Genomic DNA, 26,465 nt, shown 5'->3' on the forward strand with positions numbered 1-26,465 from the left:
GATCGGCAAGTCGCTGAGCTCCAGATCCGGATCGCGGTGCTCAACCGCTACACCGCTCTTGGCATACCCGTCACGGAACCGGTAGGATAAGTCCGTCCGGGGAAGGGGGAAGTGCCCTCAAACCCAGATTTGTGCAACAAAGCCAATCGCTACCGAACATGACGCGATTTGCGCCAAAGGCATCGAGTACGTGCCGCGCGAAGGGACGCAGGTCCTCGATCGACCAATCCGCATCCGCTTCAGTCACGAGGCCTGAGAGCTTGCAGAACCCGGATGTTTGCTCGGCAAGGCGAGATATGCCCTCCGCCCAGCTCGCAAAGGCGTCTTGTCCTGCGCGCTGATCGCGGATTTGCGGTTTCATGCAGTGATCATAGACGACGCGCAGACCGGGGAAGCGGGTCATGAGTGTCAGGAAATTCGGCAGATGTCTGGGAAAGCCCAAGGCATCAAATGTCAGGTCCAGATCCATCAGGGCGCGAAACGCCCATTGAATGTCATCACGCAGCATCCAGTTCACGTCGGCAATGTCCTGAATCATCGGCCGGACGCCAAGAAACTTCGGATGTGAGGCCAAGCGGGTCAAATGCCGGTGATGATCTGGGTTCTCGAAATCCACCCACCCGACGACGCCCTTCACGAACGGCGTCGCATCGGCAAGGCCCAGCAGGTATTCCGTCTCTTCCAGACTGGCGGCGGCCTGCACCAGCACCGTCCCTTCGATGGCATGTGCCTTGAGATGCGGGGCCAGATCAGAAGGCGCATACGCGCGGTTCAGCGTCGGATTGTCCTTGGGCATCCAGTCATAGTCCCCGCGTAGGGGTTGCCAGAAATGCTGATGCGCATCGAGCTTCACGTCGGCGCATCCTCTCGCATCAGGCCCCTGGTCTTCAGGTCTGCCCAGAATGCGCCCGGTATCTCGGCCTGTGCGGCTTGCAGATTGTCGGCCGTTTCGCTTGCGCGTTGCCCGCCGGGGATGACGGCCACATGCGCCGGATGGAGCAGCGGAAACTGGAACGCCGCATCGACCAGCCGGACGCCATGATCGCGGCACACGTCTTCGATCGCGGACACACGATCCAGGATGTCCTTCGGGGCCGCCTCATAGTTGTAATAAGCGCCGGGCTTGGCTCCGGTTGCCAATATGCCAGAGTTGTAGGGGCCCCCCGTCACGATCCCGATGCCGCGCGCCTCGCAGAGCGGCAGGAAACCGTCCAGCGCATCCTGTTCCAGCAACGTGTATCGACCGGCCAGCAGAAACAGGTCGAAATCGCCGCGCTCTGCCAGTGTCTGGCAGACCTCCCATTCATTGACGCCACCGCCGATTGCCTTGATCAGCCCCTGATCCCGCAGCGATATCATGGCGTCATATCCGCGCGCGCCAAAGAACTCCTCAATGCGGGTATCGGAGGCCTCTTTGGAGCCATGCGAGAAGATACACAGATCATGCACATACAGGATGTCGATCTGATCGACGCCAAGCCGCGCGAATGAATGCTCGAACGAGCGCATGACGCCGTCATAGCTATAGTCGTAATGCTCGCGTCGCAGCGGGACGTCGAACCATTTGCCAACACCGGCGCGATGTTCTGGCGCGCAGTGCTGGATCAGCCTACCGACCTTGGAAGAGAGCACATAGTCCGACCGGGGCTTGCCGCGCAGAAACGGGTTCAGCCGGGTTTCCGCTAGTCCCAGACCATAAAGCGGCGCGGTATCATAGTAACGCACCCCTCCGTCCCAGGCAGCGTCCAGAGTGGCGCGGGCTTCCTCCTCCGAGATCGCCTTGTAGAGATTTCCCAGTGGCGCCGTGCCAAAGCCCAATTCCGTGAACGTCAGACCACCATTACCCAGCCGGTCCCAGTGCCGTGTCTTCAAAGCCATCGAACTCTCCCTCTCCGATGTCGCAAACCTAACCCAATTTTTCTTTACGTAAACAGACCCATGGACTTAGTCTTGCGAGGGAGGGCGGCATGACACAGAATTTTGAACGCGTATTCGGCAAGATCAAACCAGTGATCGGCATGGTCCATATCGGGGCTTTGCCGGGAACGCCGCTCTTTGATCCGTCCTTTGATCTGCTTGCGGCGGCGCATGCAGATCTGGTTGCGCTACAGGAGGCTGGGTTTGACGCGGTCATGTTCGGCAATGAAAATGACCGGCCCTACGAGTTTCAGGTGGATACGGCCTCGACCGCGACGATGGCCGCCATTATCGGTCAGCTCAAACCCGAAATCCGAGTTCCATTCGGCGTGAACGTTCTGTGGGATCCGATGTCGAGCGTGGCGCTGGGGGCAGCCACCGGGGCCGCGTTTGTGCGCGAGATTTTCACCGGAACCTATGCGTCAGATATGGGGCCATGGACACCGGATGCCGGTAGGGCGATGCGCTATCGTGACCGGCTGAACCGGCCCGATATGGTTATGCTCTACAATATTTCGGCTGAATTCGCCCATTCCCTTGATCAGCGGTCTTTACCGGATCGGGCCCGCAGCGCGGTGTTCTCCTCCATCCCGGACGCGGTTCTGGTCTCTGGCCAGATCACCGGAGAGGCCGCCGCCCTGTCCGACCTTGAGGCCGTTAAGGCGGTGCTGCCCGATATCGCCGTGATGGCCAATACCGGGGTCAAACATGAGACGGTAGCAGATGTGCTGGCCGTTGCGGATGGCTGCATCGTGGGGTCTTCGCTGAAGGTGGATGGCAACACCTGGAACCCGGTTGATCCTGATCGGGCCAGCGATTTCATGGCGCGGGCGCGAAAGGCCCGCGCATGAAAGACCGGATCAAGCGCGATCTTCTGAATCTGATGGTGATACCGGGCCTGTCGGGGCACGAGGACCGCGTGCGGCGGGCGATCCGGCAGCGTCTGGATGAGATCGGTGTTGCCTGCACGTCGGATCGGCTTGGCAATCTGGTTGCGCATTTTCCGGGCGAGGGTCCTGGCGTGATGCTGTTTACGCATATGGACCAGCTGGGCTTTGTCGTGCGCCGGATCGAGGCGGATGGGAGCATCAGGCTCGAACGGCTCGGCGGCGTTCCCGAGCGCGCCCTGGCGGCGCAGGAGATCTTGCTTTGCGTCGCTGAGGGGCGCGATGTTGCCGGCATCATCGCCAACAAAAGCCACCATGCGACGGCACCGGATGAGAAATACAAGGTGCTGCCCTATGCCGACCTCTATGTTGACGCCGGGTTTGGATCCTCCACCGAGGTGGTTGCCGCAGGCATCGATATCGGCACGCCCGTTGTTTATGCGCCGCATGCCCGTTCGCTGGCCAATGACCGGATCGCGGGCACCAGTGTTGACGACCGCGCGGGCTGCGCCGTTCTGCTGGAGGTCGCGCGGCGTCTGTCAGCGCGCAAGAGCGGACCGCCGGTGCACCTGGCCTTCACGGTGCAGGAGGAGTTCAATCTGCGTGGCGCGCAGCCGCTGGCGCAGCAATTGCAGCCCGACATTGCCATCCAGATCGACCTGATGCTTGCAACCGACACGCCAGACATGGCCGCGCGCGGGGACATGGCGCTCGGTCAGGGGCCGGGGATGAGTCTCTATTCCTTTCACGGGCGGGGGACGTTGAACGGGGTTATTCCGCATCCGGCGCTGACCGAACTGTTTGATCGGGTGGCGCAGGCAAACGACATCCCGCTGCAACGCAGTGCTCAGACCGGCATCTTGACCGACCTGTCCTATGTGCAACTGGTCGGCGCTGGCGTGGCTGCGATCGACCTGGGCTATCCCATGCGCTATTCGCATTCCGCCAGAGAAGTTTGTGATCTGGGTGATCTGGTCGCCCTTGCCGATCTTCTCGAAGCCGGTCTTGCGGGTATCGGGCCGGACTTCTCGTTTGATCGGGATGAGTATACCTGATGGCTTATACGCTGGGCATTGACATCGGCACCTATGAAACCAAGGGCGTTCTCGTGGACACTGACGGTGTGATCCACGCCCAGGCCAACCGCGCGCATAAAATGCTGGTGCCCGAACCCGGCTGGGCCGAACATCGGCCAGAGGAAGACTGGTGGGGTGATTTCACCCATGTCAGCCAGGCGCTCCTGCGCGAAAGCGGTATCGAGGCGCGCGAGATCAAGGCGGTGGCCTGCAGCGCAATCGGCCCTTGCATGTTGCCGGTCGACGCGGATGGATCGCCGCTGATGAACGGGGTTCTCTACGGTGTCGACACCCGCGCCGAAGCCGAAGTGCGCGAGCTGACCGAGCGGATCGGAGAAGACAAGATCATTGCCCGCTGCGGTAATGCCCTGACTTCGCAATCGGTGGGCCCCAAGATCCTTTGGCTCAAAAGGCAGCGGCCGGAGATTTTTGCACGGACCGCCCATATCCTCACCTCGACCAGCTTTCTTGTGCAGCGCCTGACGGGCGAGGTCTTGATCGATCATTATACGGCGGCGAATTTCTCACCGCTTTATGATGTGGCGAAGCAGGACTGGGTTGACGATCTGGCGGATGACATCATTGGGCTCGATAGATTGCCGCGTCTGATGTGGTCAAACGAGATCGCGGGCCACATCACCAGATCCGCAGCCGAACAGACGGGACTGGCAGAGGGCACGCCAGTAACAGCGGGCACGATCGACGCCGCCGCAGAGGCGTTTTCCGTTGGCGTCGATCAGCCGGGCGATATGATGATGATGTATGGCTCGACCATTTTCATCATTCTGCGCGCCGCCACACAGGTCTCGGACCCGCGTATCTGGTATGCCCCGTGGCTCTTTGAGGGCGAACACGCCTCGATGGCGGGACTCGCCACATCGGGCACGCTAACGCATTGGTTTCGCGATCAGATCGCGCGCGACTTGGCCGCGGACGAGGCGTTTTCGGTCCTAGCCCAAGAAGCTGCCACCTCACCTCCGGGGGCGAAAGGATTGCTGGTCTTGCCCTATTTCTCGGGCGAGCGGACGCCGATCCATGACGTGCACGCCAAGGGCACGGTGTTTGGGTTGAACCTGACCCATACCCGTGGCGATATCTACCGCGCCCTGATCGAGGGCATCGCCCATGGCACACGGCATGTCACCGATACATTCGCCGAGCTTGGCCAGTCGCCCAAACGACTCTTGGCCGTTGGCGGCGGGACAAAGAACGCGCTCTGGCTACAGGCGACCTCGGATATCACCGGCATTGATCAGGTGGTGTGCGAAAAATCGACCGGAGCCAGCTATGGCGACGCGTTTCTGGCCGCTCTTGCGGTGGGCTTGGTCAAGCGCGGCGATATTGCCGCCTGGAACCCTCCGGTGAAAGAGATCACGGCGCGGCCCAATGCGGCCTACGACAAGGCATATGGCTTGTTCCGCAGGCTCTATGAGCAAACCAAGGATATCGCGGCAGAGCTTGACACGCCCTGAAGGCTGGGCGAGGGGCCTACTTCACCGCACCTGCGGCCATGCCTTTGACGATGTATTTCTCCAGAAAGATCGCCACGATGATCAGGGGCAGAATTGCTGCCGATGACAGGGCGGCCATCGACCACCAGTTGATCCCTTGTGATCCGGTCTGCGAGGCGACCATGACGGGCAAAGTCGTTGCATTGGTTGCGGTCAGAAGCGCGGCAAAGAAATACTCGTTCCAGCACAGGACCAGCGACAGGATAAAGGCCGCCACCATGCCGGGCAGCGCGATGGGCAGCACGATCTGCAGAAACGCCCCCCAGACCCCCAGCCCATCGACGAGCGCGGCCTCTTCCAGCTCAATGGGAATGCCCTGGAACTGGTCTCGCATGATCCAGATGACAATCGGTAGAACCATCAATGTGTAGAGCAGGATAAGCCCGATCCGGCTATCGAGCAGGGCGAGCGACTTGTAGAGCACCAGAAAGGGCAGGGCCAGCACGACCGGCGGCAGGATCATCTGGCTGAGAAAGAAGAACGAGATGTCCGAGTTCCTCATGAAGCCGAACCGATAGTTGAACCGCGACAGCCCGTAGGCGGCGAGAGAGCCCAGCACCACGGCCAAGGTCGAGGCCGAGATCGCCACGACAGCGCTGTTCCAGAAGCGTTTCAGGAACTCTTCGCGCACGGTGGACACCTCGCCGATCAGCCGCGGCGAGATGCCGATGGATTCCCAGCCTTTCCACCTTGGCGTGAAATCCCACCAGGGAACGACATTGCCTTTCATCACATCAGGCGCCAGCTTGAACGAGGTTGTGATCGTCCAGTAAATCGGAAACAGGCAGACCACGGTCCACACCAGCAAGGCCCCGTAGATCGCAAAACGGCTGGCCCACCATTTGGCTTTCACCCGCCGATCCGCATCGTGATCCTTGAAAATCGCGCCGCTCATGCCGGTCGCTCCATCCAACGGCTGACAAGCTTCAGAAGCGCGGTGACGAATATCACGATCAGCACCAGATAGATCATCGCCAGCAGCGTGCCATATCCCACATTGGAGCGGTCGCGATATTCACGGAAGATGAAGCTCGTCACGCTGTCCGTGGCACCGCCCGGCCCGCCGGAGGTGACATTGATGATGATGTCGGCCAGCTTCAGCTTGAAGATGATGCGGATCACAATTGCGGTCACCGAGACCGGCAGCATCAGGGGAAAGATAACCTCCTTGAAGCTCTGCCACCCGGTCGCGCCGTCGACCTTGGACGCTTCGATGACCTCTTTGGGCAAGGCCTGCAGCCCGGCGAGCAGCATGATCATCATGAAGGGGATGAAGGTCCAGGCATCCATCGCCATGATCATGAAACGTGCAATCTCGGGATTGCTGAAAAAGCTGGGCTCGCCGCCCAGTTCGCGGATGATCCGCGAGATCGGGCCGAAGCGCACCTCCAGCATGGATTTGCCGATCATCCAGGACACGGCCACCGGGCTGAGCATCAGGGGCAGCAGGAAGACGACGCGAAAGAATTTGCGCGCCCGGATCTGGGCGTTCAGCAGTAAGGCAAGGCCAAAGGCGATGACATATTCCACGCTGACTGCAAGCACGTAGTAGACCATGTTCTTCAGCGCGTTCCAGTAGAACCCGTCATTCCACATCTGAACCATGTTGTCCCAGCCGTTTGGCTGCGGACCGGCGGGCGAGGCCAGGTTCCAGTCGGTGAACGAGATATAGAGCGCGAACAGCAGCGGAAAGACGACAAGGCTGATCACAAACAGCGCGGCCGGCAGCACAAACAAGGTGCGTTTACCTTTCTCGCCGTTGACGATGACCTGCGCGACGCACAGCGAAGTCGCCCAGAGCATGTAGGCATAAAGCACCGGACGCCAGGTCTCGAACCCGGCAGCGATGTGCCCCGCCTCGTGCAGGGCCTGCCAGATCGCCAGCCCTAGAAACAGTCCGGCGGTGCCCCAGACCAGCAGCTTGCCCAGATGCTTTCGGCTGTCCGAGATGTTTTCGGCGGTCACGGTATGAAGAAGGTCGCCCTCTGACGTCATGCGAAAGCTCTAGCGACGTGGTCTTGATACGCAAAAAAGGATGGCAAATCTGGCCTCGGACCATGGGGTTGATGAAAGGGCGGGCGGCGCTCCGGTGCCGCCCGCTCGGAGTTTATCCGACCCGAGTTAGAGACCCAGCGAGGCCTTGTAGACGGCGATCTGGTTGTCGCGGCCGATCTGGTCGGTGATCTTCTCCCAGGCGGCGGCAATTGCATCCGCCGTTTCCTGCGCCGAGCCGTGTTGCCCGGCATAGCCCTTGGCCAGCTCGTCTTCGGCCACCGAATAGTATTGGAAGATGCCCGGAATGCGCGGTTCGATCGCAGCGTTCTTGTGATTGTAGCTATCCGCGTTCGATCCCAGATAATCCTCGACATAGTCGCGGTCATAACCCGCCTCTTCCCATTCCTCGAAGCGGAAGTGCGAGTTGCGGTAGGGCTGGAAGCCGGACGGGTAGGCAGAGGCCCAGAGCGACAAGTCCTTGCCGCCCAGATGCGCCGCAGCCGACCAGGCGGCCTTCTTCTTTTTCTCGTCGCCCTCGACCGTGGCCATCACGTAAACGCCCCAGCCGATATAGGCCATGTTGGGCGCTTCGTTATAGGTCTCTTCCCATGCGCTGGTCTTGGCGTTGTAAACCTTGTCAGCGCCCGGGTTGATGCCAAAGCCGACCACGTCGCCCACCACGGATGTATCCGAGGTTCGCGCGCTGGAGCCCACATCGCCCCACCACATCAGCATCGAGCCGGTTCCGGCCAGAAACTGCTGGAACGCAGTGGTGCCGGGGTCTGCGTTGATCTGGTCGGTCGGATAGGCACCGGCCTCGATCAGGTCCATCACGTCCTGAATGGCCTGCACCCATGCCGGGTTGTTGACCATCGGCGTCATTGTCTCGGGATCGAACAGCCAGGCCGGGTTGTCGGGATGTTTGGCATAGGCCGCGGCGCGGTTTTCGAGGAAATAGAAACCAAACCCACCCCAGCCTTTGAGTGGATCGAGATACCCGTGAGCCGGAAGGCCGGTCAGCGGGTCTTCCTTGCCGATCAGCTCCTTGGTGATGTCATTCAAATCTTTCCAGGTCTTCGGCACCTCGCGCCCGGTGATTGAATCGGGGCCGAAATAGTCCTTGCGATACGCAAATGTGTGGCAATCGCCATCAATCGACACGCGATAGGTCTTGCCATCCCAGGTCCCTACGGGCGCCTTGAGGTAGTCGACATAATCGTCCATGTCGATCTGCTCTTTCACCCAATCGGGCATCTCGGAGGCAAGGCCCTTGCCCAGAACATCGCCCTCGAACGGGGCGCCCATTTCGATAATGTCGAAATCCACGGTCCCGGTTGCGATGGATTGCTGCAGCCGCGCGTTATAGTCCGCCTGCGCCAAATCGATCCAGTTGATCTTGGCGCCGGTATAGGCCTCCCACGGTTTCAGAAAACCGCGGAACAGGAAGTTGTGCAGGTTCTGATTGTTGAGGCCCATGAAGGTCAGTTCAACACCGTCAAACTCGCCCTCGGCGACATTGGTTTTTGTCGCGCCCAGGCACATCTCACCGACTTTTTGCCAATCGCCATCGGTCGGAGAGCCAGCCCCAACGCCGGGTATCTTCAGGATCTCGGCGCGGATATTGCCGCTGTCCTGTGCCATAGCTGACTTTGGCATCATCGCCACTGCGCCAAGCGCGGCGGAGCCTTTGAGCATCTGGCGCCGGTTCATTTTTTGCGCGGCCTTGATGTAGTTGTAGAGTTCAACCTTCACGACAATCCTCCCAAGAAAACGTATGGTTATTCTTATCTGCAGGGATGCAGTCGCAGAAAATTACACCGGTAAAAGAACAGGCTGTGCTGACATGAGCTCCCCGCATCGCGCCAGTATGGTCCAGATTGACGTTGAGTCAACAAAACCCGCCGCCCGGCGTGGACAGCTCAATTTCCTTTGTCTAACCTCCGGGTTCTGAGGGGGATGCAGGCAGGCATGGCAGACGTCAAAATTCTTGAAGTGCGCAAGTCCTATGGCGCGACAGAGGTCATTCACGGGCTGAATGTCGAAATCGCGGATGGGGAATTTGTGGCTTTGGTCGGCCCGTCTGGTTGCGGCAAGTCCACCCTTTTGCGCATGATCGCCGGGCTGGAGCCGATCGATAGCGGCACGATTGCCATCGGTGATCGGGTCGTGAACAACCTGCCACCGTCCGAGCGTGACATCGCCATGGTGTTTCAGACCTATGCGCTTTATCCGCACAAATCCGTGGCCGAAAACATGGGCTTTGCGCTGAAGGTGGCCAAGGCGGACCGGGCCGAGATCGACCGGCGCGTCAAGGAAGCGGCAGAGATACTGAGCCTGACCGAATATCTCGACCGCAAGCCGCGCCACCTGTCCGGTGGCCAGCGGCAACGGGTCGCCATGGGGCGCGCCATCGTGCGCGATCCGCAGGTCTTCCTGTTTGACGAACCACTGTCCAACCTCGACGCCAAACTGCGCATTCAGATGCGCACCGAAATCAAGGAATTGCATCAGCGTCTGAAGACGACAACGGTGTTTGTGACCCACGATCAGATCGAGGCCATGACCCTGGCGGACAGGATCGTGGTGATGCAAGATGGCGTCATCGAACAGATCGGTACCCCGCTGGACCTGTATGACAATCCAAGCAACGAGTTTGTGGCCACCTTCATCGGTGCCCCATCGATGAACCTGCTGTCCGGAGATCTGTCGGGCGACACAGTGCGCGTCGGCGGGTTTCAGTTTGGTGGGCCGACCGGGGCGGGGCGCGTCAAGCTCGGCGTCAGGCCAGAACACCTGATCCTGGCCGAGGATGGCCTGCCCATGCAGGTCAAGGTGGTCGAGCCAACCGGTGCGGAAACGATGGTTTTCGCCCGTTTCCAGGACCAGGACGTGACCGCTATTTTCCGCGAGCGTCACGAATTCGAACCGGGCCAGACCATCCATCTGAAGCCCGACCCCGATCACCTGCATGTCTTTGATGCCGATAGCGGTGCGAGATTGTGAAACCCAATTGTTGAGAGGCCAAAATGCTCAAAGGTATTGACCCGATTCTGAATGCCGATGTGCTCTATGCGCTGCGCGCCATGGGACATGGGGATGACCTGATCATCGCCGATACCAATTTCCCCTCTGACAGTGTCGCGCGCGAAACCGTGCTGGGCGAGGTGCTGCGCATCGATCGCCCCGCCGCCGAGGTCGCCAAAGCGGTTCTGTCGGTCTATCCGCTCGACACGTTTGTGGACGATGCGGCTGCACGGATGGAGGTGGTTGACGAACCCGACACGATCCTGCCGGTGATGGAAGAGATGCAGGCGCAGGTCAGCGCCGTTGGGGGACCAACAATGATCGGCATCGAACGCTATGCGTTTTATGAGCGGGCAAAACAGGCCTATGCGGTCATCCAGACCGGCGAGCGCAGGTTCTATGGCTGTTTCGCCTTTCGCAAAGGCGTCGTGCCGCCGGAAGAGGAGTAAGCCATGGGCAAGGTTGTCATTCTGGGCGTCTTTGTCGCCGACACCGCCTATCGGGCCGACCGCATGCCGAAGATGGGCGAGACCATCATGGGCAACTCCTTTGCGCTGGGGCCCGGTGGCAAGGGCTCGAACCAGGCGGTTGCCTGCGCGCGCATGGGGGCAGACACGCACTTTATCTCCAAACTCGGGCAGGACGATTTTGCAAAGCTCGCCCTTGAGACATGGGCGGGCGCGGGGGTGACGCCCCATGTTGACCAGATCGCGGACAGCTACACCGGGGCCGCGCATATCTTCATCGAGGAGAAGACCGGCGACAACGCCATTATCATCGCACCCGGCGCTGCCGCTCTGATTGACGTGAAAACGGTCGAAGCGCATGCGGACCTGATTGTCAGCGCAGATGTTTTTGTGACGCAGCTGGAGCAACCGATGGACGCGGCGCTACGCGGGTTGGAGATTGCCCACACTGCCGGTGTCACAACGATTCTGAACCCGGCCCCTGCCGCCGCGCTGCCCGAAGGGATGCTTGCCCTGTGTGACTATGTCACGCCGAATGAAACAGAATGCGAGGCGCTGACGGGCCTCGCGGTCGAAACCGAAGACGACGCCGCCAAAGCCTGCGAGGCGTTGCGGTCCCTCGGTGTCAAAACACCAATCATCACGCTCGGAGAGCATGGGGTACATCTGGATGGTCACGGGATAATCCCCGCGGTGAATGCAGGCCCAGTTGTTGAAACCACCGGCGCGGGCGATGCCTTCAACGGTGGCTTTGCCGCAGCATTGTCGGATGGAAACACGCCAGAGGAGGCCGCGAGATATGGCTGTGCGACCGCCGGCCTGTCGGTCACCAAAGCCGGAACGGCCCCTTCCATGCCTGCGCGGGAAACCGTCGAAAACCTGCTCCGGACCCTCGGCTGACTCGGGTCTGATGCGCTGCACCAGCAGCGCGCAGCAGCGGCGGTAAGCGCAACCGGGATTGCTTGCGCGGCAGAGCATCGGACCCGGAACGAAAACGCCCCGCCAATGGCGGGGCGCTCGTGTTATCCGGCGGTGGCTTCGGCGTCTTCGGGAGGATCGGGGTCCTTGCCCTTGGAGCCCTTGAGCCATTCGCGCATGCCCTGCATCACCGCATAGAGGACCGGCACCAGGATCACGCCGATCAGTGTCGCTGCCAGCATGCCGCCAAAGACAGCGATACCGATTGCCTTCTGGCTGGCCGCGCCCGCGCCACTTGCGGCCAGCAAGGGCACAACGCCCAACAGGAAGGACAGCGCTGTCATCATCACGGCGCGGAACCGCTGGCTGGCGGCTTCTGCAGCGGCTTCGCGGATGCTGAGACCGTTGGCGCGCTGCTCCATCGCAAACTCGACGATCAGAATGCCGTTTTTCGAGGCAAGCCCCACCAGCATGATGATCCCGATCTGGGTATAGAGGTTGATGTCGCTGCCCACCACGGCGACCGCCGCCACCGCTCCGAACAGGGCCACGATCACCGATAGCAGGATCGAGACCGGCATCGACCAGCTTTCATATTGGCCGACCAGGAACAGGTAGGCGAACATGATCGCCAGCACCAGGATCACCTGTACCAGCCCGCCAGTGGCCAGCTGCTGCTGGGCGGTGCCGGTCCATTCAAAGGCATATCCGGGGGGCAGGGCGGTGGTGGAGGTCTCGGTCATCACCCGGATCGCATCGCCGCTGGACAGGCCGGGCGCGGGTACCGCCGTGACCGTGGCAGACCGGAACAGGTTGTGCCGTTTCAGCAGCACCGGACCCAGCACGTTCTCGACATCGATCAGCGTGCCAAGCGGCACCATCTCGCCCACGCTGGAGCGGACATAGAGGTTGCCGATATCCTCGACCTTGTCGCGATATTCGCCTTCGGCCTGGATCATCACGCGATAGACCCGCCCGAACAGGTTGAAGTCATTCACATAGTAGGACCCCAGATAGGCCTGCATGGTCTGGAACACCTCGGAGATTGGCACTTCCAGCGTCTTGGCCTTTTCGCGGTCCAGATCGACAAAAAGCTGCGGCACATTTGCGCGGAACGTGGTGTAGGATTGTGCGATTTCCGGGCTTTGGTTGGCAGCATAGACAAAGGAGCCGACGGCCGAGGCCAGATCCTGCGGTGTGCCGCCGCCGGTTTGCTGAACCTCCATCTCAACGCCCGCCGACATGCCCAGACCCTGAATCGGGGGTGGGTTGAACGCGATGATCGAGGCGGCGGATTCCTGATAGGCCAGCGCGAGAACCTGCGCCAGAATACCGTCGGCGCTCAACTCGTCGGTCTGGCGCTCGTCCCAGCCGGTCAGGTTCACAAAGATCGCGGCCCCGTTCGGCGTCACCCCGTTCAAGAGTGAGAAACCATTCACCAGAACGGTGTTGGCGACGCCGGGGATATTCCGCACCTTTTCATCGAACCGCGCCGTGACCTCTTCGGTCCGGTACAGCGTCGCCGCATCCGGCAATTGTATGTCGACGAAAAGATAGCCGTTATCCTCAAGCGGGATGAACCCTTTGGAGGTATTGGTGAAGATTGTCCCGGCCCCCGCGCCGATTGCGGCGATGATGACCAGCGCGATGATCGGCAGGCGCAGCATGCGGCGCACGATGCCGACATAGCCGGTACGGGCGCCACCGATGAAACCTTCGAACACGGCAAGCAGGCCCTTGGGTGGTCCCGAACGTGGTCGCAGCACCAGACCGCACAAGGCCGGTGACAGGGTCAGCGCGTTGATCGACGAGATCACCACCGCGGTCGAGATCGTGATCGCAAACTGCGAATAGAGCCGCCCGGTGATCCCCGGCATGAAAGTGACGGGCACAAACACCGCCAGCAGCACCAGTGTGGTGGCGATCACCGGTCCGGTGATCTGCCCCATAGCCTTGCGTGTGGCCTCGGGCGGGCTCAGACCCTCTTCGGCGATGATGCGTTCGACGTTTTCGACCACAACGATGGCGTCATCCACCACGATGCCGATGGCCAGTACCAGCGCAAAGAGCGAGATGGTGTTGAGCGACATGCCAAAGGCCAGCAAGAAGGCAAATGTACCGATCAGTGAGACCGGGATCGCCACTGCCGGGATGATCGTCGCGCGCCAACTGCCGAGGAAAATGAACACGACCGAGATCACCAGCACGAAGGTGAGCATCAGTGTCGTGACCACGTCGTTCAGCGACTGTTCAACGAATTTCGTGGAGTCAAACGGCACCCGGTAATCGACGTCATCGGGGAAGGCGCGCGAGAGCCGTTCCATCTCGGCCTCGACCCGCTCGGCGACGGCCAGCGCATTGGCGCCGGGGGCCTGATAGATCGCCAAAACCGTCGCCGGGGTGCCCTCATAATAACCGGACGCGGTGTAGGAGGCCGCCCCCAACTCGACACGGGCGATGTCGCGGACGCGCACAATCGCCCCGGCATCGCCGGTGCGCACCACGATCTCTCCAAATTCCTTGGCAGAGGTCAGGCGACCCTTGGTCTTGATCGTGTATTGAAAGGTCTGCCCGTCTGGGGCGGGCGGTGCCCCAATCGAGCCTGCGGACACCTCGATATTCTGTTCGCGAATGGCGTTGATCAGATCGCCCGGCGTGATCGACAGGCCCGCCATCTTGTCCGGGTCCATCCACATCCGCATGGCATATTCGAAATTGGTCAGCACATCGGCTCTGCCGACGCCCTGTATCCGCGCCAGCGCATCCTTGATGTTGATCGAGGCGTAGTTGGACAGAAAGACGCTGTCATAGGTTCCCTCTGGCGACGTCAGCGTTACCAGAAGCAGCATGTTGGTCGACGATTTCTGCGTCACGACGCCTGTAGAGGTCACCTCGGTCGGCAGCGAGGCCATCGCCTGCGCCACCCGGTTCTGTACGTTGACCGAGGCGATATCGGGGTCGGTGCCCACCTCAAACGTCACGTTCAGAGAATAGGACCCGTTATCGGCCGAAGTGGAGGTCATGTAGATCATGTCATCCACGCCGTTCACCTGCGCCTCGATCGGGGCGGCGACGGTGTTTTCAACGGTTTCCGCGTTGGCGCCGGTATAGTTGGCGGTCACGCTGACCACGGGCGGCGTGATGTCGGGGAACTGGGCCACCGGCAACACCAGATAGCCGATACCCCCCATGATCGTCAGCACCAGCGAAATGACGAGCGCCAGCTTGGGCCGGCTGATGAACAGGGCTGAGAACATGTGTTATTCCCCCGGCGTGTCAGAGGCGACGACGGCATCCACCGCCACGCCGGGCCGGACCCGTTGCAGTCCTTCGACAATCACGCTCTCGCCTGCGACAAGGCCTTCGGTCACGATGATCGCCGTATCCACTACATCGCCGGTCTCGATATAGCGCTGCTCGACCATCTGCTTGTCATTGACCACCAGCACAAAATCGCCGCGCTGGTCGCGCTGCAGCGCGGCCTGCGGGATCAGCAGCTTCTGGGTCGGCTCCAGCGCCTGGATGCTGACATGCACAAAGGCCCCGTCCACCAGCAGGCGATTGGTATTGTCAAACTCGGCGCGGAGGGTGATCGCGCCGGTCAGCGGGTCGATCCGGTTGTCGACAAAGACGATGCGGCCGGTTTCGTCCATTTTGGTGCCGTTGGGCAGTTCCACGAACACATCCGGTTTCTGATCCGAGGTGGCAAGCGAGGCGGTGGTTTCGCCGGATTGCTGCAACACGTTGAGCAGCAGTTTCTCGTTGATCGCAAAGCTCACATAGATCGGGGCCTCGCGCACCAGCGTCACCAGCGGCGGGTTGGACGGGCCGACAATGTCGCCGACGCTGGTGGTCACCCGGCCCAGTCGGCCGGGGAAGGGCGCGTCGATCTTGGTATAGCTGAGATCAAGCTCTGCCTGCTGGATTGCGGCCTTGGCGGCCTTGATCTGGGCTTCGGCCTCAAGCTCGTTGGCGCGCGCCACGTCGCGTTCCGAGACGGGCACCGCGTCGCGCCGCAGCAGTTCTTCCTTCCGTGCCAGTTCCAGCTTGGCCAGTTCCAGATTGGCCTCTGCCTTGTCCAGATCGGCCTTGCGGGCCTCAAGCGTTGCCTCATAGAGGTCCGGCTCGATCTCAAACAGCAGCTCGCCCTCTTCGACAATCGCGCCATCCTCGACCTTCTGCGCCTCAAGGAAACCACTGACGCGGGCGACAATATCGACCTGATCGATCGCTTCGCCACGTCCGATGAACACGGCCTCATCCGTGATTTCCTGCGTATAGGCTGCGGCGATTGACACTTTCGGCGGGGCGGCTTCGGTCTCCTGCGCATGGGCTGGCGCGGTCCAGAGGGTGCCGGCAAGGGCGATCCCGCTCAGGAAATGCCGCAGCGAAAGCGGCGCACGCGCGTGGGAAAAGGTGCAGGAGGAAAGGGGCGGCATGCAACGAGCCTCGCTTGATTTAGACAATCTGGATCAGTGACGCTCTGCCTTGGGTGGCAGCCCGAGTCACTGGCAATCCCTCGCAGGATGGCCGCATTCCGGGAATATCTCAAGCGCCAGATTGCCAAGTTAAATATTGGCACTGCTGTGTTTTTTGGCTTTCTCGCCGGAACGCGGCGCGGTTAACCTGAGCCGGTGATGGATGAAACAGCAAAGATGGGCGCGGCGACTGAGCGGCTTTTTGTGTTCGTTCTGGACGCAGGCTTTACGATGCAGGCGTTTTCCTCGGCGGTCGAGGTTCTGCGCCTGCTTCACCGTGTGCGGTCCGATGCCGGGCTGCGATACAAGGCGTGCAGCCTGAGTGATGCCCCGGTTCATGCCTCGAACGGGTTTGCGCTGATCCCTGACCTCAAGTTCTGCGATATCCCGCCGCGTGCGACGTTGGTGGTTGTGGCGGGCACCCGTGCCAGCAAGGCACCCGAACCCGAGCTGACGGCGCGCCTGCGCAATTGGGCGCGGCGCGGTTACCCGGTTTGGGGCGTCTCTTCGGGCGTGGTGCGGCTGGCGCAGGCGGGGCTGCTGAATGGCCGCTCGGTCAGCGCCCATTGGGAAGATTTTCCCTATCTGCGGCAGGAATTTCCCCAGATCGATCTGACCGCCGCGCTGTTTACCCATGACACGCAGATCGCGACCTGCGCGGGCGGCGGCGCGGCCAGCGATCTGATGTTGCATCTGGTGCGCGACGAATACGGGGCTGAGACCGCCGATGAGATCGCCGCGCGGCTGGTGATCGACACGGTGCGCGATGGGCGCGCGCCGCAGCGCCGCAGTTCCGAGATGCGGTTCGAAACCGCCAATCATCTGGTCTTTGCCGCGCTGCGCCGGATGCGGGCCAACCTCTTTGCGCCGCTTTCCATCGCGCAGATAGCGGTGGAGCTGGGCATTTCCCAACGCCAGCTGGAACGGCTTTTCGAGCAGGAGTTCGACCAGCCGCCGGGGCGGGTCTATTCCCAGCTTCGCCTTGAGGATGCGCGGCTCGATGTGTTGTCAGGCCGCCGCGAGCTGACCGAGATCGCCCTGGATTATGGTTTTAAGCCGGTGACATTTTCACGTGTTTACAAGCGGTTGTTCGGCGTTCTTCCATCTGATGACCGCAAGCGGGCGATGTCGTAACCCCACCCGGTACATGTCGGTTTCGCTCAGGTGTGGCGCCGCGCCATATCTTAGCTCTCTGGTGAAAGAGAGAACCCAACATGACACGACCCCGCATCATGGTTGCGCCCAATGGCGCGCGCCGCAGCAAATCCGATCACTCGGCTTTGCCGCTGACGCCTGCTGACCTTCAACACACGGCCCGGACCTGTCGCGCCGCCGGGGCAGATGCGCTGCACCTGCATGTGCGCGACGCCTCGGGCGGGCATTCGCTGGATGCAGGCCTCTATCGCGAGGCGCTCGCCGCGTTGCGCGAGGTGGACGGGTTGGAGCTGCAGATCACCACCGAAGCGGCCGGGCGCTATGCGCCAGAGGCGCAGTTTGCCTGCCTTGAGGCGCTGGCGCCATCTTGGGCCAGTGTCTCGGTGCGCGAGATCAAACGCGCGCCCGAGATCGCCGCGCCGCTCTATGCGCTCTGCGCCGCGCAGAACACGCGCGTGCAGCATATCCTCTATGACGCAGATGACCTTGCGCTGCTGCGCGATTGGCGCAGCATGGGGATTGTCCGGCCCGAACAGGATGAGGTGATTTGCGTTCTGGGCGCCTATGCCCCAGCGCGACCCGGGCATCGCAAGGAGCTTGCGGCGCTCTTGCCAAAACTGGCCGGTCTGCGGTTCAGCCTTTGCGCTTTTGGAGCGCAGGAACAGGAATGCCTGATCGCCGCCGCCCGGTCCGGGGCGGAGTATCTGCGGGTCGGGTTCGAAAACAACCTGCACGCGCCGGATGGAAGTGAATGGCCCGACAATGCAGCCGCGGTCGCCGCGCTGCGGGCCGAGTTGGAAAGGGAGTTTCCATGAGCCATGTCTTCCCGCGCCATTGCCGCGCAGACCTGCCCACGGCCGTCGCGGGCGAGGGCTGTTATCTGATCGACGGGCAGGGCAAGCGCTATTTCGATGCCTCGGGCGGTGCCGCAGTGTCCTGTCTGGGCCATTCAAATGCGCGGGTGCGGCAGGCGGTCAAGGACCAGGTCGACCAACTGGCCTTTGCTCATACCGGTTTCTTCACCTCCGAACCCGCCGAGCAACTGGCCGATCTGCTGATCGCGCAGGCACCCGAGGGGATCGAGCGCGCCTATTTCGTCTCTGGCGGCTCCGAGGCGGTCGAAGCCGCGATCAAACTGGCCCGGCAATATTATCTTGAAATCGGCCAGCCCGAACGGCGCAACCTGATCGCACGGCGGCAGAGCTATCATGGCAACACGCTGGGCGCGCTGGCGGCGGGCGGCAATGCGTGGCGGCGGCAACAGTTCGACCCGTTGCTGATCGGCGTCAGCCATATCGCGCCCTGCTACGAATATGCCGAGCGCCGCGAGACTGAGACGCCAGCCGAATACGGACGCCGTGTCGCGGATGAGCTGGAGGCAGAAATCCTGCGCCTCGGCCCCGAAACCGTCATGGCCTTCATCGCCGAACCGGTGGTTGGTGCCACCCTTGGCGCGGTGCCTGCGGTCGAGGGATACTTTGCGCGTATCCGTGAGATATGTGATACTTACGGCGTGCTCTTGATCCTTGATGAGGTGATGTGCGGCATGGGCCGGACCGGACATCTCTTTGCCTGCAAGGGGGAAGATGTGCGGCCTGACATCCTGACCATCGCCAAGGGGCTCGGGGCCGGATACCAGCCCATTGGCGCGATGTTGTGCTCGGCAGATATCTATCGGGCGATTGCGGATGGGTCGGGCTTTTTTCAACACGGCCACACCTATATCGGCCATCCGGTTGCCACCGCCGCCGGGCATGCAGTGCTGTCCGAGATGCTGGAGCGGGACCTGATGCCACAGGTGCAGGAGCGTGGAGCCCAGTTGGACGCCGCCCTGCACGACCGGCTGGGCCAGCATCCGCATGTGGGCGATATTCGCGGGCGCGGCTTGTTCCGGGGCGTGGAACTGGTGCAGGACCGCGCCAGAAAGGCCCCGTTCGACCCGGCGCTGGGGCTGGCGGGCAAGCTGAAGGCGGCGGCAATGGGCCAGGGGCTGATCTGCTACCCGATGCCGGGCACCCGCGACGGCAGGCAGGGGGATCACGTGTTGCTGGCACCGCCCTTTGTGATGGCAGAGAGCGATGCGGACCTGATTGCCGACCGGCTGACGGCGGCGATCGATCAGGTTCTGAATATGTAGCTATGCCACCGGACCACACCCCTTCGAACGGGTTTGGTCACGCGGTTTCGACATCGCGCAACAAGTGCCTTGTCGCCTTTGCGCAACCGAACGCGGGGTCTCAGTCGCGCGTTCCGGCGAAACGTGTTTCCCAATCCTCGCGCTGCTCATCAGTGATCTTGGCAAAGAGCACCTCGGGCACGGCAAAACCGTGACCCGGCGCCAGCATCGACAGGCTGGTGGCCACATCCTCGGGCCATGCTGTGTCGCTGACGCCCATCGCCTCAAGCATCCGCGCCGAGGTGAAGGGGATGAAGGGCGCGCTGAGCACCGCGTAGAGCCGGATCAGGTTCAGACCCAGACGGACCTGTGCTGCGGCCTTCTCGGGCTCGGTCTTGAACGTTGCCCAAGGCGCGGCGCTTTGCAGGTATTCGTTGCCCGCGACCCAGATCGCTCGCAGCTCCTGCGCCGATTTGCGCACCTCCATCGCTTCCATATGGCTCTCATAGGCGCGCACCCGTGTGGTCAGGTCGGCGATCAGCGCTTCTTCCTGTTCGCCATATTCACCGTCCGCGGGCACCTCTTCGCCAAATTTCGACCGGCAGAACTTGGTGATCCGGCTGACGAAATTACCCAGTACGTCGGCCAGATCCTTGTTGACCGATTGCTGGAAGTTCTCCCAGGTGAACTCGCTGTCGCTGCTTTCGGGCGCGTGGCTGAGCAGCCACCAGCGCCAGTAATCCGCCGGCAGAATCTCCAGCGCCTGATCCATGAAGACGCCGCGCCCCTGCGAGGTCGAGAACTGGCCGCCATCGTAGTTCAGATAGTTGAAGCTCTTTAGGTGATCGACCATCTTCCATGGCTCGCCTGACCCCAGAATCGTGGCCGGGAAGCTGAGCGTGTGGAAGGGAACGTTATCCTTGCCCATGAATTGCACATAGCGCACGTCATCCGCGCCCTTGTCGGTGCGCCACCAGCGCTGCCAGTCGGCGTCAGACTTGCCATTGGCTTCGGCCCATTCGGCCGCGCAGGCTATGTATTCGATCGGCGCGTCGAACCAGACGTAGAAGACCTTGCCTTCCATCCCCGGCCAGTCCTGATCGCCCTTCTTGACCGGAATGCCCCAGTCCAGATCGCGGGTGATGCCGCGGTCCTGCAGCCCGTCGCCGTCATGCAGCCACTTCTTGGCGATGGAGGTGGTCAGCACCGGCCAGTCGGATTTGCTGTCGATCCACTTGTCCAACTGGTCACTCATCGCGGACTGGCGCAGGTAGAGGTGTTTGGTCTCGCGCACCTCCAGATCGTTGGACCCGCTGATCGCGCTGCGCGGATCGAGCAGGTCGGTGGGATCAAGCTGCTTGGTGCAGTTCTCGCACTGATCACCGCGCGCGCGCTCATAGCCGCAATTGGGGCATGTGCCCTCGATATAGCGGTCCGGCAGGAAGCGGCCATCGGCGTTGGAATAGACCTGTTTCTCAACCACTTCGCGGATAAGCCCGGCATCGGACAGCCGCCCCGCGAAATGCTGGGTCAGGTGATGGTTCTGCTGGCTGGATGAGCGGCCGAAATGATCGAAACTCAAACCGAACCGCTTGGCGATATCGGACTGGATTCCGTACATTCGGGCGCAATACTCGGCCACAGGCTGACCGGCTTTGGCGGCGGCCAGTTCGGCGGGGGTGCCATGTTCATCCGTGGCGCAGAGGAACATGACCTCATTGCCCCGGCCGCGCAGATAGCGCGCATAAAGATCGGCCGGCAATTGCGAGCCGATCAGATTGCCGAGATGTTTGATCCCGTTGATATAGGGGATCGCCGAGGTGATGAGGATTCGTGCCATATACCCAGTCCGCGTGTCTGTCTGCGCGCCCGTCTACCCCATGTGGCGCGCCAGCAAAAGGGCAGCTTTTGGACCCGCGCTTTGCAAGTTGACGTGACGGAGGCGACGTTGCCCCGCAAAACTTCGCCATTGCGCCGCAATTTGGTCTTAACTTAACCAGAGGTTGAGGCTTGGAATCACAAGTTCTTGAAATTTTGGTGTGAGTACCCATATTCACTGTATACCACCGCATACAAAAATGAGGGACATCTGTTGATGTTTGACTTTCTGCTCGAGGGTGCTTTTGCGCCCTTTACGATGGCGCTTGCCTTGCTGTTGGGCCTGCTGGTTCTTGAACTGGTGGCCCTGATGGTGGGCGGCAGCCTGATGGCGGGCGAAGGAGAGGTTGATCTGGATGTTGGTGAGGTGCCGGACCTGGACGGGTTCGATCTGGATGTTGACGCCGATCTGGACCCGCTCGATTTGGCCGAGGCTGACCTGGAGGCCCCCGCGGCTGATGCGCTCGGCCCGGCAAGCTGGCTGGGTCTGGGCAAGATTCCCACGATGATCTGGCTTGCCACGCTGCTGATGGGCTTTGGCCTGAGCGGCATGGGTCTGCAGCTGATGCTAGGTGATCTCATCGGTCTCAACCTGCCGGGTTGGCTGGCTGCGATCCCGGCGGGTGCATTTGGTATCTGGTTCGCGCGCGGCTTTGGCGCGGTCTTTGCCCGGCTTCTGCCGCGCACCGAGACCGAGTCGACCTCCGAGCGCCGCCTGTCCCGCCGCCGTGGCGTGATCACGCAGGGCACCGCCAGTAAAGGCCGACCGGCCGAGGTGCGTGTCATCGACCGCTTCGGCAATGCCCACTACTTGCGCGCTGAGCCTATGCGCGACGGCGTGAGCCTGTCGCAAGGCACCGAGGTTCTGGTGCTGCGCGATCGGCGCAGCGGTGGTTTTGTACTGATCGGCATGTCCGAATAACTCAATAAAAACTCTAAGAGGAGACGTATTTATGGAATTACAATTCCTGTTGATTTCCGTGCTCACCGTTCTGGTGTTCCTGTTGTTCATTGGCTTGGTCCTTGGCCGATTGTACCGCCGCGCCACCCGCGAGGTGAGCCTGGTCAAGACCGGCGCCGGGGGCAAGAAAGTGATCATGGATGGCGGTACAATCGTCGTGCCGCTGCTGCATGAGGTCAGCCCGGTCAACATGAAGACCCTGCGCCTTGAAGTGCAACGTAGTGGCGAGGCGGCCCTGATTACCCAGGACCGTATGCGGGTTGATGTCGGCGTGGAATTCTACGTCTCGGTCATGGCCACCGACGAAGGCATCGCGCGTGCCGCGCAAACGCTGGGCAGCCGCACATTCGATGTGGAATTGCTGCGCGAGATGATCGAAGGCAAGCTGATCGACGGCCTGCGTGCCGTGGCCGCACAGATGACCATGGACGGGCTGCATGAAAACCGCGCCGACTTTGTGCAGGAAGTGCAGAATGCGGTCTCTGAGGACCTGCTGAAGAACGGCTTGTCGCTGGAATCGGTCTCGCTGACCGCTCTCGATCAGACGCCGTTTGAGGCGCTGGATGAGAACAACGCCTTCAACGCCGTTGGTATGCGCAAACTGGCCGAGGTGATTGCCACCTCGAAGAAAGAGCGCGCCCAGATCGATGCCGAGGCCGAGGTTGAAGTGCGCCGTGCCGCGATGGAAGCGGAACGCCAGAAGCTGCTGATCGAACAGGACGAAGAACAGGCCCGCATCGCTCAGGTGGAAAAGGTCGAAACGCTGCGCGTGGCCCAAGAGGCCGAAATCGCCGCCCGGACCGAGGACTCGGTGCGCGAAACCGAGCGCGCCCGGATTGCCCGCGAAGAAGCGATCCGTTCGGCCGAGATCGAGCGTGAGCGCAAGATCCGTGATGCCGAGATCTCCAAGGAACGCGAACTGGAAGTGGCGGAACAAGAACGCCAGATCATCATCGCGCAAAAATCCGAAGAGGAAAGCCGCGCCCGCGCATCCGCCGATCTGGCCCGTGCCGAAGCGACCAAGGCGACCGAAGCGGTTGCAACCGCCCGTCAGGTGGCCGAGGCCGAGCGTGAAAAGCAGATCGTGCTGATCGAAGCGACCCGCGAGGCCGAGCGTCAGGCAACTGCGATCCGTCTGGCTGCCGAGGCTGCCAAGGATGCTGCCGCCGATCACGCCCAGGCCCGCCGCGAAGAGGCGCAGGCCGAGGCTGACGCGCTCAATATCCGCGCCGAGGCCAAGAAGAATGACATGCTGGCTGAAGCTGAAGGTAAACGCGCCATTGTCGAGGCCGAGAATGTGCTGTCGCCGGAACTGATCCGCATGAAGGTCGATATGGCCCGGATCGACACCATGCCCGAGATCATCACCCAGATGGTCAAGCCTGCCGAAAAGATCGACTCGATCAAAATCCATCAGGTCAGCGGCATTGGTGGGGCCGGGACGTCCGGCAGCACCGCCGCCAACGGCGACAAGCCGGTGGTGAACCAGGCGCTCGATTCCATTATGGGCATGGCGGTGCAGATGCCCGCGCTCAAGAAGCTGGGCGAGGAGCTGGGCCTGTCGATGGAAAACGGTGTCGGCGGTCTGGCCAACGGGGCGCTGGTCGCACCGGAAGAGGTGCAAGCGGCAGAGGCCGAAACAGAAACCGACGACCGCATCGAGCATTAAGCCGAAGAGCGAAACAGGGAAGGGGCCGGGTTTTCGGCCCCTTTTTCAATACCCGCCGGGTTTCTGACCAAAGAACACTTTCGTCACATCCTCGATCACGTCCCATGTCACCCGGCTGCCGTCGCGGATGAACAGGCTGTCACCCACCGACAGGTCCACGGTTTCACCGCTGCCATGATCGGTGATCCGGCAGCGCCCCGACAGCACCGTCATCAACTCGTCGCCCTGTTCGGTACACTCGAATGCGCCTGCTGTGCAGCGCCAGATTCCGAAACGGCTGGTATGGCCCGGCCCTCCCTGATCAATCCGCCCCGAAGTGCGGGGCGCGCCACGCCGGATGACATAGCCACTCTCAGGATTGTCGAAGGGCCAGTGCTCCAACACACCCACATCATCGCCCGGTCTGTATTTGCGCATGTGCCTGTCCCTTGCTGCCTTTCGGTTGAGCTTAGACGTTCCGGTCCGGCTTTGTCTGCTCCGGCGCGTCTGCCTCTTCCGTGCGTAATGCCTGATCGCGCTGCCTGCGGGTCAGCCGCCCGATGGTGAACGAGGTGCGCGGCGCATAGACATAGCGGGTGCGATCCTCGGGTGCGGGACGGCTGCGCATGCGATAGAGGCCGAACAGGATCAGAAACAGGTGCCCCACCGCGACAAAGGCAAACAATGCGCCGGGGCCATAAGCGCCGATCAGATTGGATGAGATATAGGGGCTGGCGATAGCCCCTAACGCATAGAAGAACATCAGCGCTGCGGACAGTTCGACCCGCTGCTCTGACGTGGCGAAGTCATTGGCATGGGCTGCCGAGATCGAGAAAATCGGGAAGGTGGTGAAACCGAAAAACGCCGCGCTCAGCATGATGCCAACGGTGCCGGTGCCGCTGGCGATCATGGTGATGCCGCAGCTCAGGATCGCCACGCCGGACAGCCAGATCAGCACCCAGCGGCGGTCATACTTGTCCGCCAGCCAGCCTATGGGGTACTGCGCCAGCGCGCCGCCCAGCACGAAGGTCGCCAGGAAAAAGGCGATCTGGTTGATGTCCAGCCCGACCTCTTGACCATAGACCGGTCCGATCATGCGGAACGAGGCAGAGCTGAGCGCGGCCACGATCACGCCTGCCACGGCCAGCGGCGAACAGTGCCAGGCCAATTTCGGGCGCAGGCGCGGCGCATCCGGCGTTTGCGGCTGGCTCGCCCGTGTCAGCATCAGCGGCAGGATCGAGGCGCAGCAGAGGATGGCGAGCAGGTTGTAGGAGATATAGGAGGCAGGCGGCAGCACCGCGATGATCAGCTGCGCGCCCAGCGAGGCGCTCAGATCGGCGATCCGGTAGGTGCCGGTGGCGCGGCCCCGGTTCTCATTGGTGACCTTGGCGTTCAGCCAGGCTTCGATCACGGTATAGCACCCTGCAACACAGGTGCCTGACGCGATCCGCAGTGCTGCCCAGATGCGCGGATCCTCTGTCAGCGTGTGCCCGATCAGCCCCATTGCGCCCAATGCGGTGCAGACCGCGAAGGCGCGCGAATGGCCGACGCTGCCCATCAGTCTGGGCGCCCACCAGCAACCCACGAAGAACCCGATGAAATGCGCTGACCCCAACATGCCGATTTCGGCTGTGGTGAAACCCAGCGTCAGACCCGAGATCGCATCCAGCGGTCCGACCCCACCGGTCGAGAGCTGCAGCAGGATGACGGACAGGAACAGGGAGGCAAACGAAATGATCAGGCGCATAATGCTCCAAGATGCCGGTTCGGCGCACCACTGCGCGCGGTTTCTCGACTTTGATAGGTCGGTTTTGGAGGTTTCGCCCGCTCAGGGCGCGCGTCGGATCAGCGCGTATATGTCCAGTACAATCGGATCAGGCACCAGATCGGGATAACCGGTTGCGCCAAAGGCCGACCGGCTGATCTGCCCGCGCAGTTGAATGCTCAACTCATCAAGGTCAGATGGCTCGCTGCCGGGTTTGCGATAGAGGAATGCTTCGAAGTCGACCGGTTTCGTGACCCCGCGCAGGGTCAGATCGCCGTGCAGCTTGGCACCATCGGAGAGCCGCCCGCTTGCGCCTAACGTCACTTGCTTCGAGACAAAGCGGATCGTCGGGTAGGCTTTGGCATCCAGGACCTCAGGGCTTTTCATGGCCTGGGCCGCAAAGAACAGGTTGGTGCGTGCGCCTGCGGCATCCACACTGACATCGACGCTGCTTGCGGCCAGATCGGCGGTGTCGATCTGAATGTCGGCGGATGTCACCGGCATGGTGCCGCGCTGGGCGTTCCCGCCCAGGGTAAAGATGAACCCAACCTTCGAGGCTGCCTTGTCCAGCAGATAGGGCTGTGGCTCGGCCCCCAGGGCGGGGGCGGCGAGCGAGACGGCGCCTGTGACAAGGAATGTGCGGCGGGATAGCGGTGTCATTTTGGCTCC

General features: G+C 61.7%; 22 protein-coding genes. 11 read left to right on the forward strand and 11 right to left on the reverse strand.

All coding sequences use genetic code 11. The annotated features are described in order from the left end of the window. Positions 1 to 70: 70 nt before the first annotated feature. Both AB1E34_RS22615 and AB1E34_RS22620 read right to left on the reverse strand, forming a co-directional pair. The gene (locus AB1E34_RS22615; RefSeq protein ID WP_372574573.1) at positions 71 to 853 is read right to left on the reverse strand and encodes an amidohydrolase family protein; all 783 of its coding nucleotides are present in this window, start codon (positions 851 to 853) and stop codon (positions 71 to 73) included. Next, on the reverse strand, positions 850 to 1,878 hold the full coding sequence (locus tag AB1E34_RS22620) for an aldo/keto reductase (RefSeq protein WP_372574574.1): 1,029 nt from the start codon (positions 1,876 to 1,878) through the stop codon (positions 850 to 852). Before AB1E34_RS22620 ends, AB1E34_RS22615 begins: the two co-directional genes overlap by 4 nt. A gap of 89 nt (positions 1,879 to 1,967) precedes the next feature. Between AB1E34_RS22620 and AB1E34_RS22625 the strand changes: the two genes are divergently transcribed. Genes AB1E34_RS22625 through AB1E34_RS22635 form a run of 3 tightly spaced genes read left to right on the forward strand, consistent with a single transcriptional unit; the run spans position 1,968 to position 5,352 of the window. Next, positions 1,968 to 2,768: a BtpA/SgcQ family protein gene (locus AB1E34_RS22625; protein ID WP_372574575.1), complete on the forward strand. Its 801-nt coding sequence runs from the start codon at positions 1,968 to 1,970 to the stop codon at positions 2,766 to 2,768. Continuing rightward, a complete protein-coding gene (locus AB1E34_RS22630) occupies positions 2,765 to 3,859 on the forward strand; it encodes a M42 family metallopeptidase (protein WP_372574576.1) in 1,095 nt (364 codons plus the stop codon). The genes AB1E34_RS22625 and AB1E34_RS22630 overlap by 4 nt, the downstream gene beginning before the upstream one ends. Beyond that, a complete protein-coding gene (locus AB1E34_RS22635) occupies positions 3,859 to 5,352 on the forward strand; it encodes an FGGY-family carbohydrate kinase (protein ID WP_372574577.1) in 1,494 nt (497 codons plus the stop codon). Before AB1E34_RS22630 ends, AB1E34_RS22635 begins: the two co-directional genes overlap by 1 nt. Positions 5,353 to 5,368: 16 nt before the next feature. On the opposite strand, the gene AB1E34_RS22640 is transcribed toward AB1E34_RS22635, so the two are convergent. The 3 genes from AB1E34_RS22640 to AB1E34_RS22650 form a co-directional block, all read right to left on the reverse strand. Continuing rightward, entirely contained in the window at positions 5,369 to 6,286 is a 918-nt protein-coding gene (locus AB1E34_RS22640) for a carbohydrate ABC transporter permease (RefSeq protein WP_372574578.1), read from the reverse strand. Further along, positions 6,283 to 7,386: a carbohydrate ABC transporter permease gene (locus AB1E34_RS22645; RefSeq protein WP_372574579.1), complete on the reverse strand. Its 1,104-nt coding sequence runs from the start codon at positions 7,384 to 7,386 to the stop codon at positions 6,283 to 6,285. Before AB1E34_RS22645 ends, AB1E34_RS22640 begins: the two co-directional genes overlap by 4 nt. A 126-nt stretch (positions 7,387 to 7,512) precedes the next feature. After that, on the reverse strand, positions 7,513 to 9,138 hold the full coding sequence (locus AB1E34_RS22650; RefSeq protein WP_372574580.1) for an extracellular solute-binding protein: 1,626 nt from the start codon (positions 9,136 to 9,138) through the stop codon (positions 7,513 to 7,515). Positions 9,139 to 9,354: 216 nt separating this feature from the next. On the opposite strand from AB1E34_RS22650, the gene AB1E34_RS22655 reads away from it, so the two are divergent. The 3 genes from AB1E34_RS22655 to AB1E34_RS22665 are packed head-to-tail and all read left to right on the forward strand — an operon-like array spanning position 9,355 to position 11,777. Further along, a complete protein-coding gene (locus tag AB1E34_RS22655) occupies positions 9,355 to 10,389 on the forward strand; it encodes an ABC transporter ATP-binding protein (RefSeq protein ID WP_372574581.1) in 1,035 nt (344 codons plus the stop codon). 23 nt (positions 10,390 to 10,412) lie between these two features. After that, entirely contained in the window at positions 10,413 to 10,859 is a 447-nt protein-coding gene (locus AB1E34_RS22660; RefSeq protein WP_372574582.1) for an RbsD/FucU family protein, read from the forward strand. Positions 10,860 to 10,862: 3 nt separating this feature from the next. Next, the gene (locus AB1E34_RS22665) at positions 10,863 to 11,777 is read left to right on the forward strand and encodes a ribokinase (protein ID WP_372574583.1); all 915 of its coding nucleotides are present in this window, start codon (positions 10,863 to 10,865) and stop codon (positions 11,775 to 11,777) included. 122 nt (positions 11,778 to 11,899) lie between these two features. Here AB1E34_RS22665 and AB1E34_RS22670 read toward each other — a convergent pair whose 3' ends face one another. Beyond that, complete coding sequence (locus AB1E34_RS22670; RefSeq protein WP_372574584.1) at positions 11,900 to 15,052, reverse strand: efflux RND transporter permease subunit; 3,153 nt, start codon at positions 15,050 to 15,052, stop codon at positions 11,900 to 11,902. Positions 15,053 to 15,055: 3 nt separating this feature from the next. Further along, entirely contained in the window at positions 15,056 to 16,234 is a 1,179-nt protein-coding gene (locus AB1E34_RS22675) for an efflux RND transporter periplasmic adaptor subunit (protein WP_372574585.1), read from the reverse strand. A 198-nt stretch (positions 16,235 to 16,432) separates the two neighbouring features. On the opposite strand from AB1E34_RS22675, the gene AB1E34_RS22680 reads away from it, so the two are divergent. From AB1E34_RS22680 to AB1E34_RS22690, 3 genes are all read left to right on the forward strand, one after another. Further along, on the forward strand, positions 16,433 to 17,407 hold the full coding sequence (locus AB1E34_RS22680) for a GlxA family transcriptional regulator (RefSeq protein ID WP_372574586.1): 975 nt from the start codon (positions 16,433 to 16,435) through the stop codon (positions 17,405 to 17,407). Between the two features lie 80 nt (positions 17,408 to 17,487). Beyond that, positions 17,488 to 18,243, forward strand: a complete 756-nt coding sequence (locus AB1E34_RS22685; protein ID WP_372574587.1) for a beta-keto acid cleavage family enzyme — start codon at positions 17,488 to 17,490, stop codon at positions 18,241 to 18,243. After that, positions 18,240 to 19,565 carry an aspartate aminotransferase family protein gene (locus AB1E34_RS22690; protein WP_372574588.1) on the forward strand — a complete coding sequence of 442 codons (1,326 nt, stop codon included), beginning with the start codon at positions 18,240 to 18,242 and terminating at the stop codon, positions 19,563 to 19,565. Before AB1E34_RS22685 ends, AB1E34_RS22690 begins: the two co-directional genes overlap by 4 nt. A gap of 100 nt (positions 19,566 to 19,665) precedes the next feature. Here the strand turns inward: AB1E34_RS22690 and metG are convergent, their stop codons facing one another. Further along, on the reverse strand, positions 19,666 to 21,384 hold the full coding sequence (metG, locus tag AB1E34_RS22695) for a methionine--tRNA ligase (RefSeq protein WP_372574589.1): 1,719 nt from the start codon (positions 21,382 to 21,384) through the stop codon (positions 19,666 to 19,668). A 255-nt stretch (positions 21,385 to 21,639) separates the two neighbouring features. On the opposite strand from metG, the gene AB1E34_RS22700 reads away from it, so the two are divergent. Both AB1E34_RS22700 and AB1E34_RS22705 read left to right on the forward strand, forming a co-directional pair. Next, a complete protein-coding gene (locus tag AB1E34_RS22700; RefSeq protein ID WP_372574590.1) occupies positions 21,640 to 22,344 on the forward strand; it encodes an OB-fold-containig protein in 705 nt (234 codons plus the stop codon). A gap of 31 nt (positions 22,345 to 22,375) precedes the next feature. Beyond that, positions 22,376 to 24,052: a flotillin family protein gene (locus tag AB1E34_RS22705; RefSeq protein WP_372574591.1), complete on the forward strand. Its 1,677-nt coding sequence runs from the start codon at positions 22,376 to 22,378 to the stop codon at positions 24,050 to 24,052. Between the two features lie 45 nt (positions 24,053 to 24,097). Here AB1E34_RS22705 and AB1E34_RS22710 read toward each other — a convergent pair whose 3' ends face one another. From AB1E34_RS22710 to AB1E34_RS22720, 3 genes are all read right to left on the reverse strand, one after another. Continuing rightward, on the reverse strand, positions 24,098 to 24,469 hold the full coding sequence (locus tag AB1E34_RS22710; RefSeq protein WP_372574592.1) for a cupin domain-containing protein: 372 nt from the start codon (positions 24,467 to 24,469) through the stop codon (positions 24,098 to 24,100). A gap of 31 nt (positions 24,470 to 24,500) precedes the next feature. Then, complete coding sequence (locus tag AB1E34_RS22715) at positions 24,501 to 25,778, reverse strand: MFS transporter (RefSeq protein ID WP_372574593.1); 1,278 nt, start codon at positions 25,776 to 25,778, stop codon at positions 24,501 to 24,503. 81 nt (positions 25,779 to 25,859) lie between these two features. Continuing rightward, the gene (locus tag AB1E34_RS22720; protein ID WP_372574594.1) at positions 25,860 to 26,456 is read right to left on the reverse strand and encodes a YceI family protein; all 597 of its coding nucleotides are present in this window, start codon (positions 26,454 to 26,456) and stop codon (positions 25,860 to 25,862) included. Positions 26,457 to 26,465 lie beyond the last annotated feature (9 nt).

The organism is Ruegeria jejuensis, from assembly GCF_041537905.1.
GTDB lineage: Bacteria > Pseudomonadota > Alphaproteobacteria > Rhodobacterales > Rhodobacteraceae > Ruegeria_C.

Bases quoted from the DNA above. Each gene is read 5' to 3' on its own strand.
- AB1E34_RS22620 (WP_372574574.1), bottom strand. From the start codon at position 1,878: ATGGCTTTGAAGACACGGCACTGGGACCGGCTGGGTAATGGTGGTCTG.
- AB1E34_RS22625 (WP_372574575.1), top strand. From the start codon at position 1,968: ATGACACAGAATTTTGAACGCGTATTCGGCAAGATCAAACCAGTGATC.
- AB1E34_RS22630 (WP_372574576.1), top strand. From the start codon at position 2,765: ATGAAAGACCGGATCAAGCGCGATCTTCTGAATCTGATGGTGATACCG.
- AB1E34_RS22635 (WP_372574577.1), top strand. From the start codon at position 3,859: ATGGCTTATACGCTGGGCATTGACATCGGCACCTATGAAACCAAGGGC.
- AB1E34_RS22640 (WP_372574578.1), bottom strand. From the start codon at position 6,286: ATGAGCGGCGCGATTTTCAAGGATCACGATGCGGATCGGCGGGTGAAA.
- AB1E34_RS22645 (WP_372574579.1), bottom strand. From the start codon at position 7,386: ATGACGTCAGAGGGCGACCTTCTTCATACCGTGACCGCCGAAAACATC.
- AB1E34_RS22655 (WP_372574581.1), top strand. From the start codon at position 9,355: ATGGCAGACGTCAAAATTCTTGAAGTGCGCAAGTCCTATGGCGCGACA.
- AB1E34_RS22660 (WP_372574582.1), top strand. From the start codon at position 10,413: ATGCTCAAAGGTATTGACCCGATTCTGAATGCCGATGTGCTCTATGCG.
- AB1E34_RS22665 (WP_372574583.1), top strand. From the start codon at position 10,863: ATGGGCAAGGTTGTCATTCTGGGCGTCTTTGTCGCCGACACCGCCTAT.
- AB1E34_RS22670 (WP_372574584.1), bottom strand. From the start codon at position 15,052: ATGTTCTCAGCCCTGTTCATCAGCCGGCCCAAGCTGGCGCTCGTCATT.
- AB1E34_RS22675 (WP_372574585.1), bottom strand. From the start codon at position 16,234: ATGCCGCCCCTTTCCTCCTGCACCTTTTCCCACGCGCGTGCGCCGCTT.
- AB1E34_RS22680 (WP_372574586.1), top strand. From the start codon at position 16,433: ATGGATGAAACAGCAAAGATGGGCGCGGCGACTGAGCGGCTTTTTGTG.
- AB1E34_RS22685 (WP_372574587.1), top strand. From the start codon at position 17,488: ATGACACGACCCCGCATCATGGTTGCGCCCAATGGCGCGCGCCGCAGC.
- AB1E34_RS22690 (WP_372574588.1), top strand. From the start codon at position 18,240: ATGAGCCATGTCTTCCCGCGCCATTGCCGCGCAGACCTGCCCACGGCC.
- metG (WP_372574589.1), bottom strand. From the start codon at position 21,384: ATGGCACGAATCCTCATCACCTCGGCGATCCCCTATATCAACGGGATC.
- AB1E34_RS22700 (WP_372574590.1), top strand. From the start codon at position 21,640: ATGTTTGACTTTCTGCTCGAGGGTGCTTTTGCGCCCTTTACGATGGCG.
- AB1E34_RS22705 (WP_372574591.1), top strand. From the start codon at position 22,376: ATGGAATTACAATTCCTGTTGATTTCCGTGCTCACCGTTCTGGTGTTC.
- AB1E34_RS22710 (WP_372574592.1), bottom strand. From the start codon at position 24,469: ATGCGCAAATACAGACCGGGCGATGATGTGGGTGTGTTGGAGCACTGG.
- AB1E34_RS22715 (WP_372574593.1), bottom strand. From the start codon at position 25,778: ATGCGCCTGATCATTTCGTTTGCCTCCCTGTTCCTGTCCGTCATCCTG.
- AB1E34_RS22720 (WP_372574594.1), bottom strand. From the start codon at position 26,456: ATGACACCGCTATCCCGCCGCACATTCCTTGTCACAGGCGCCGTCTCG.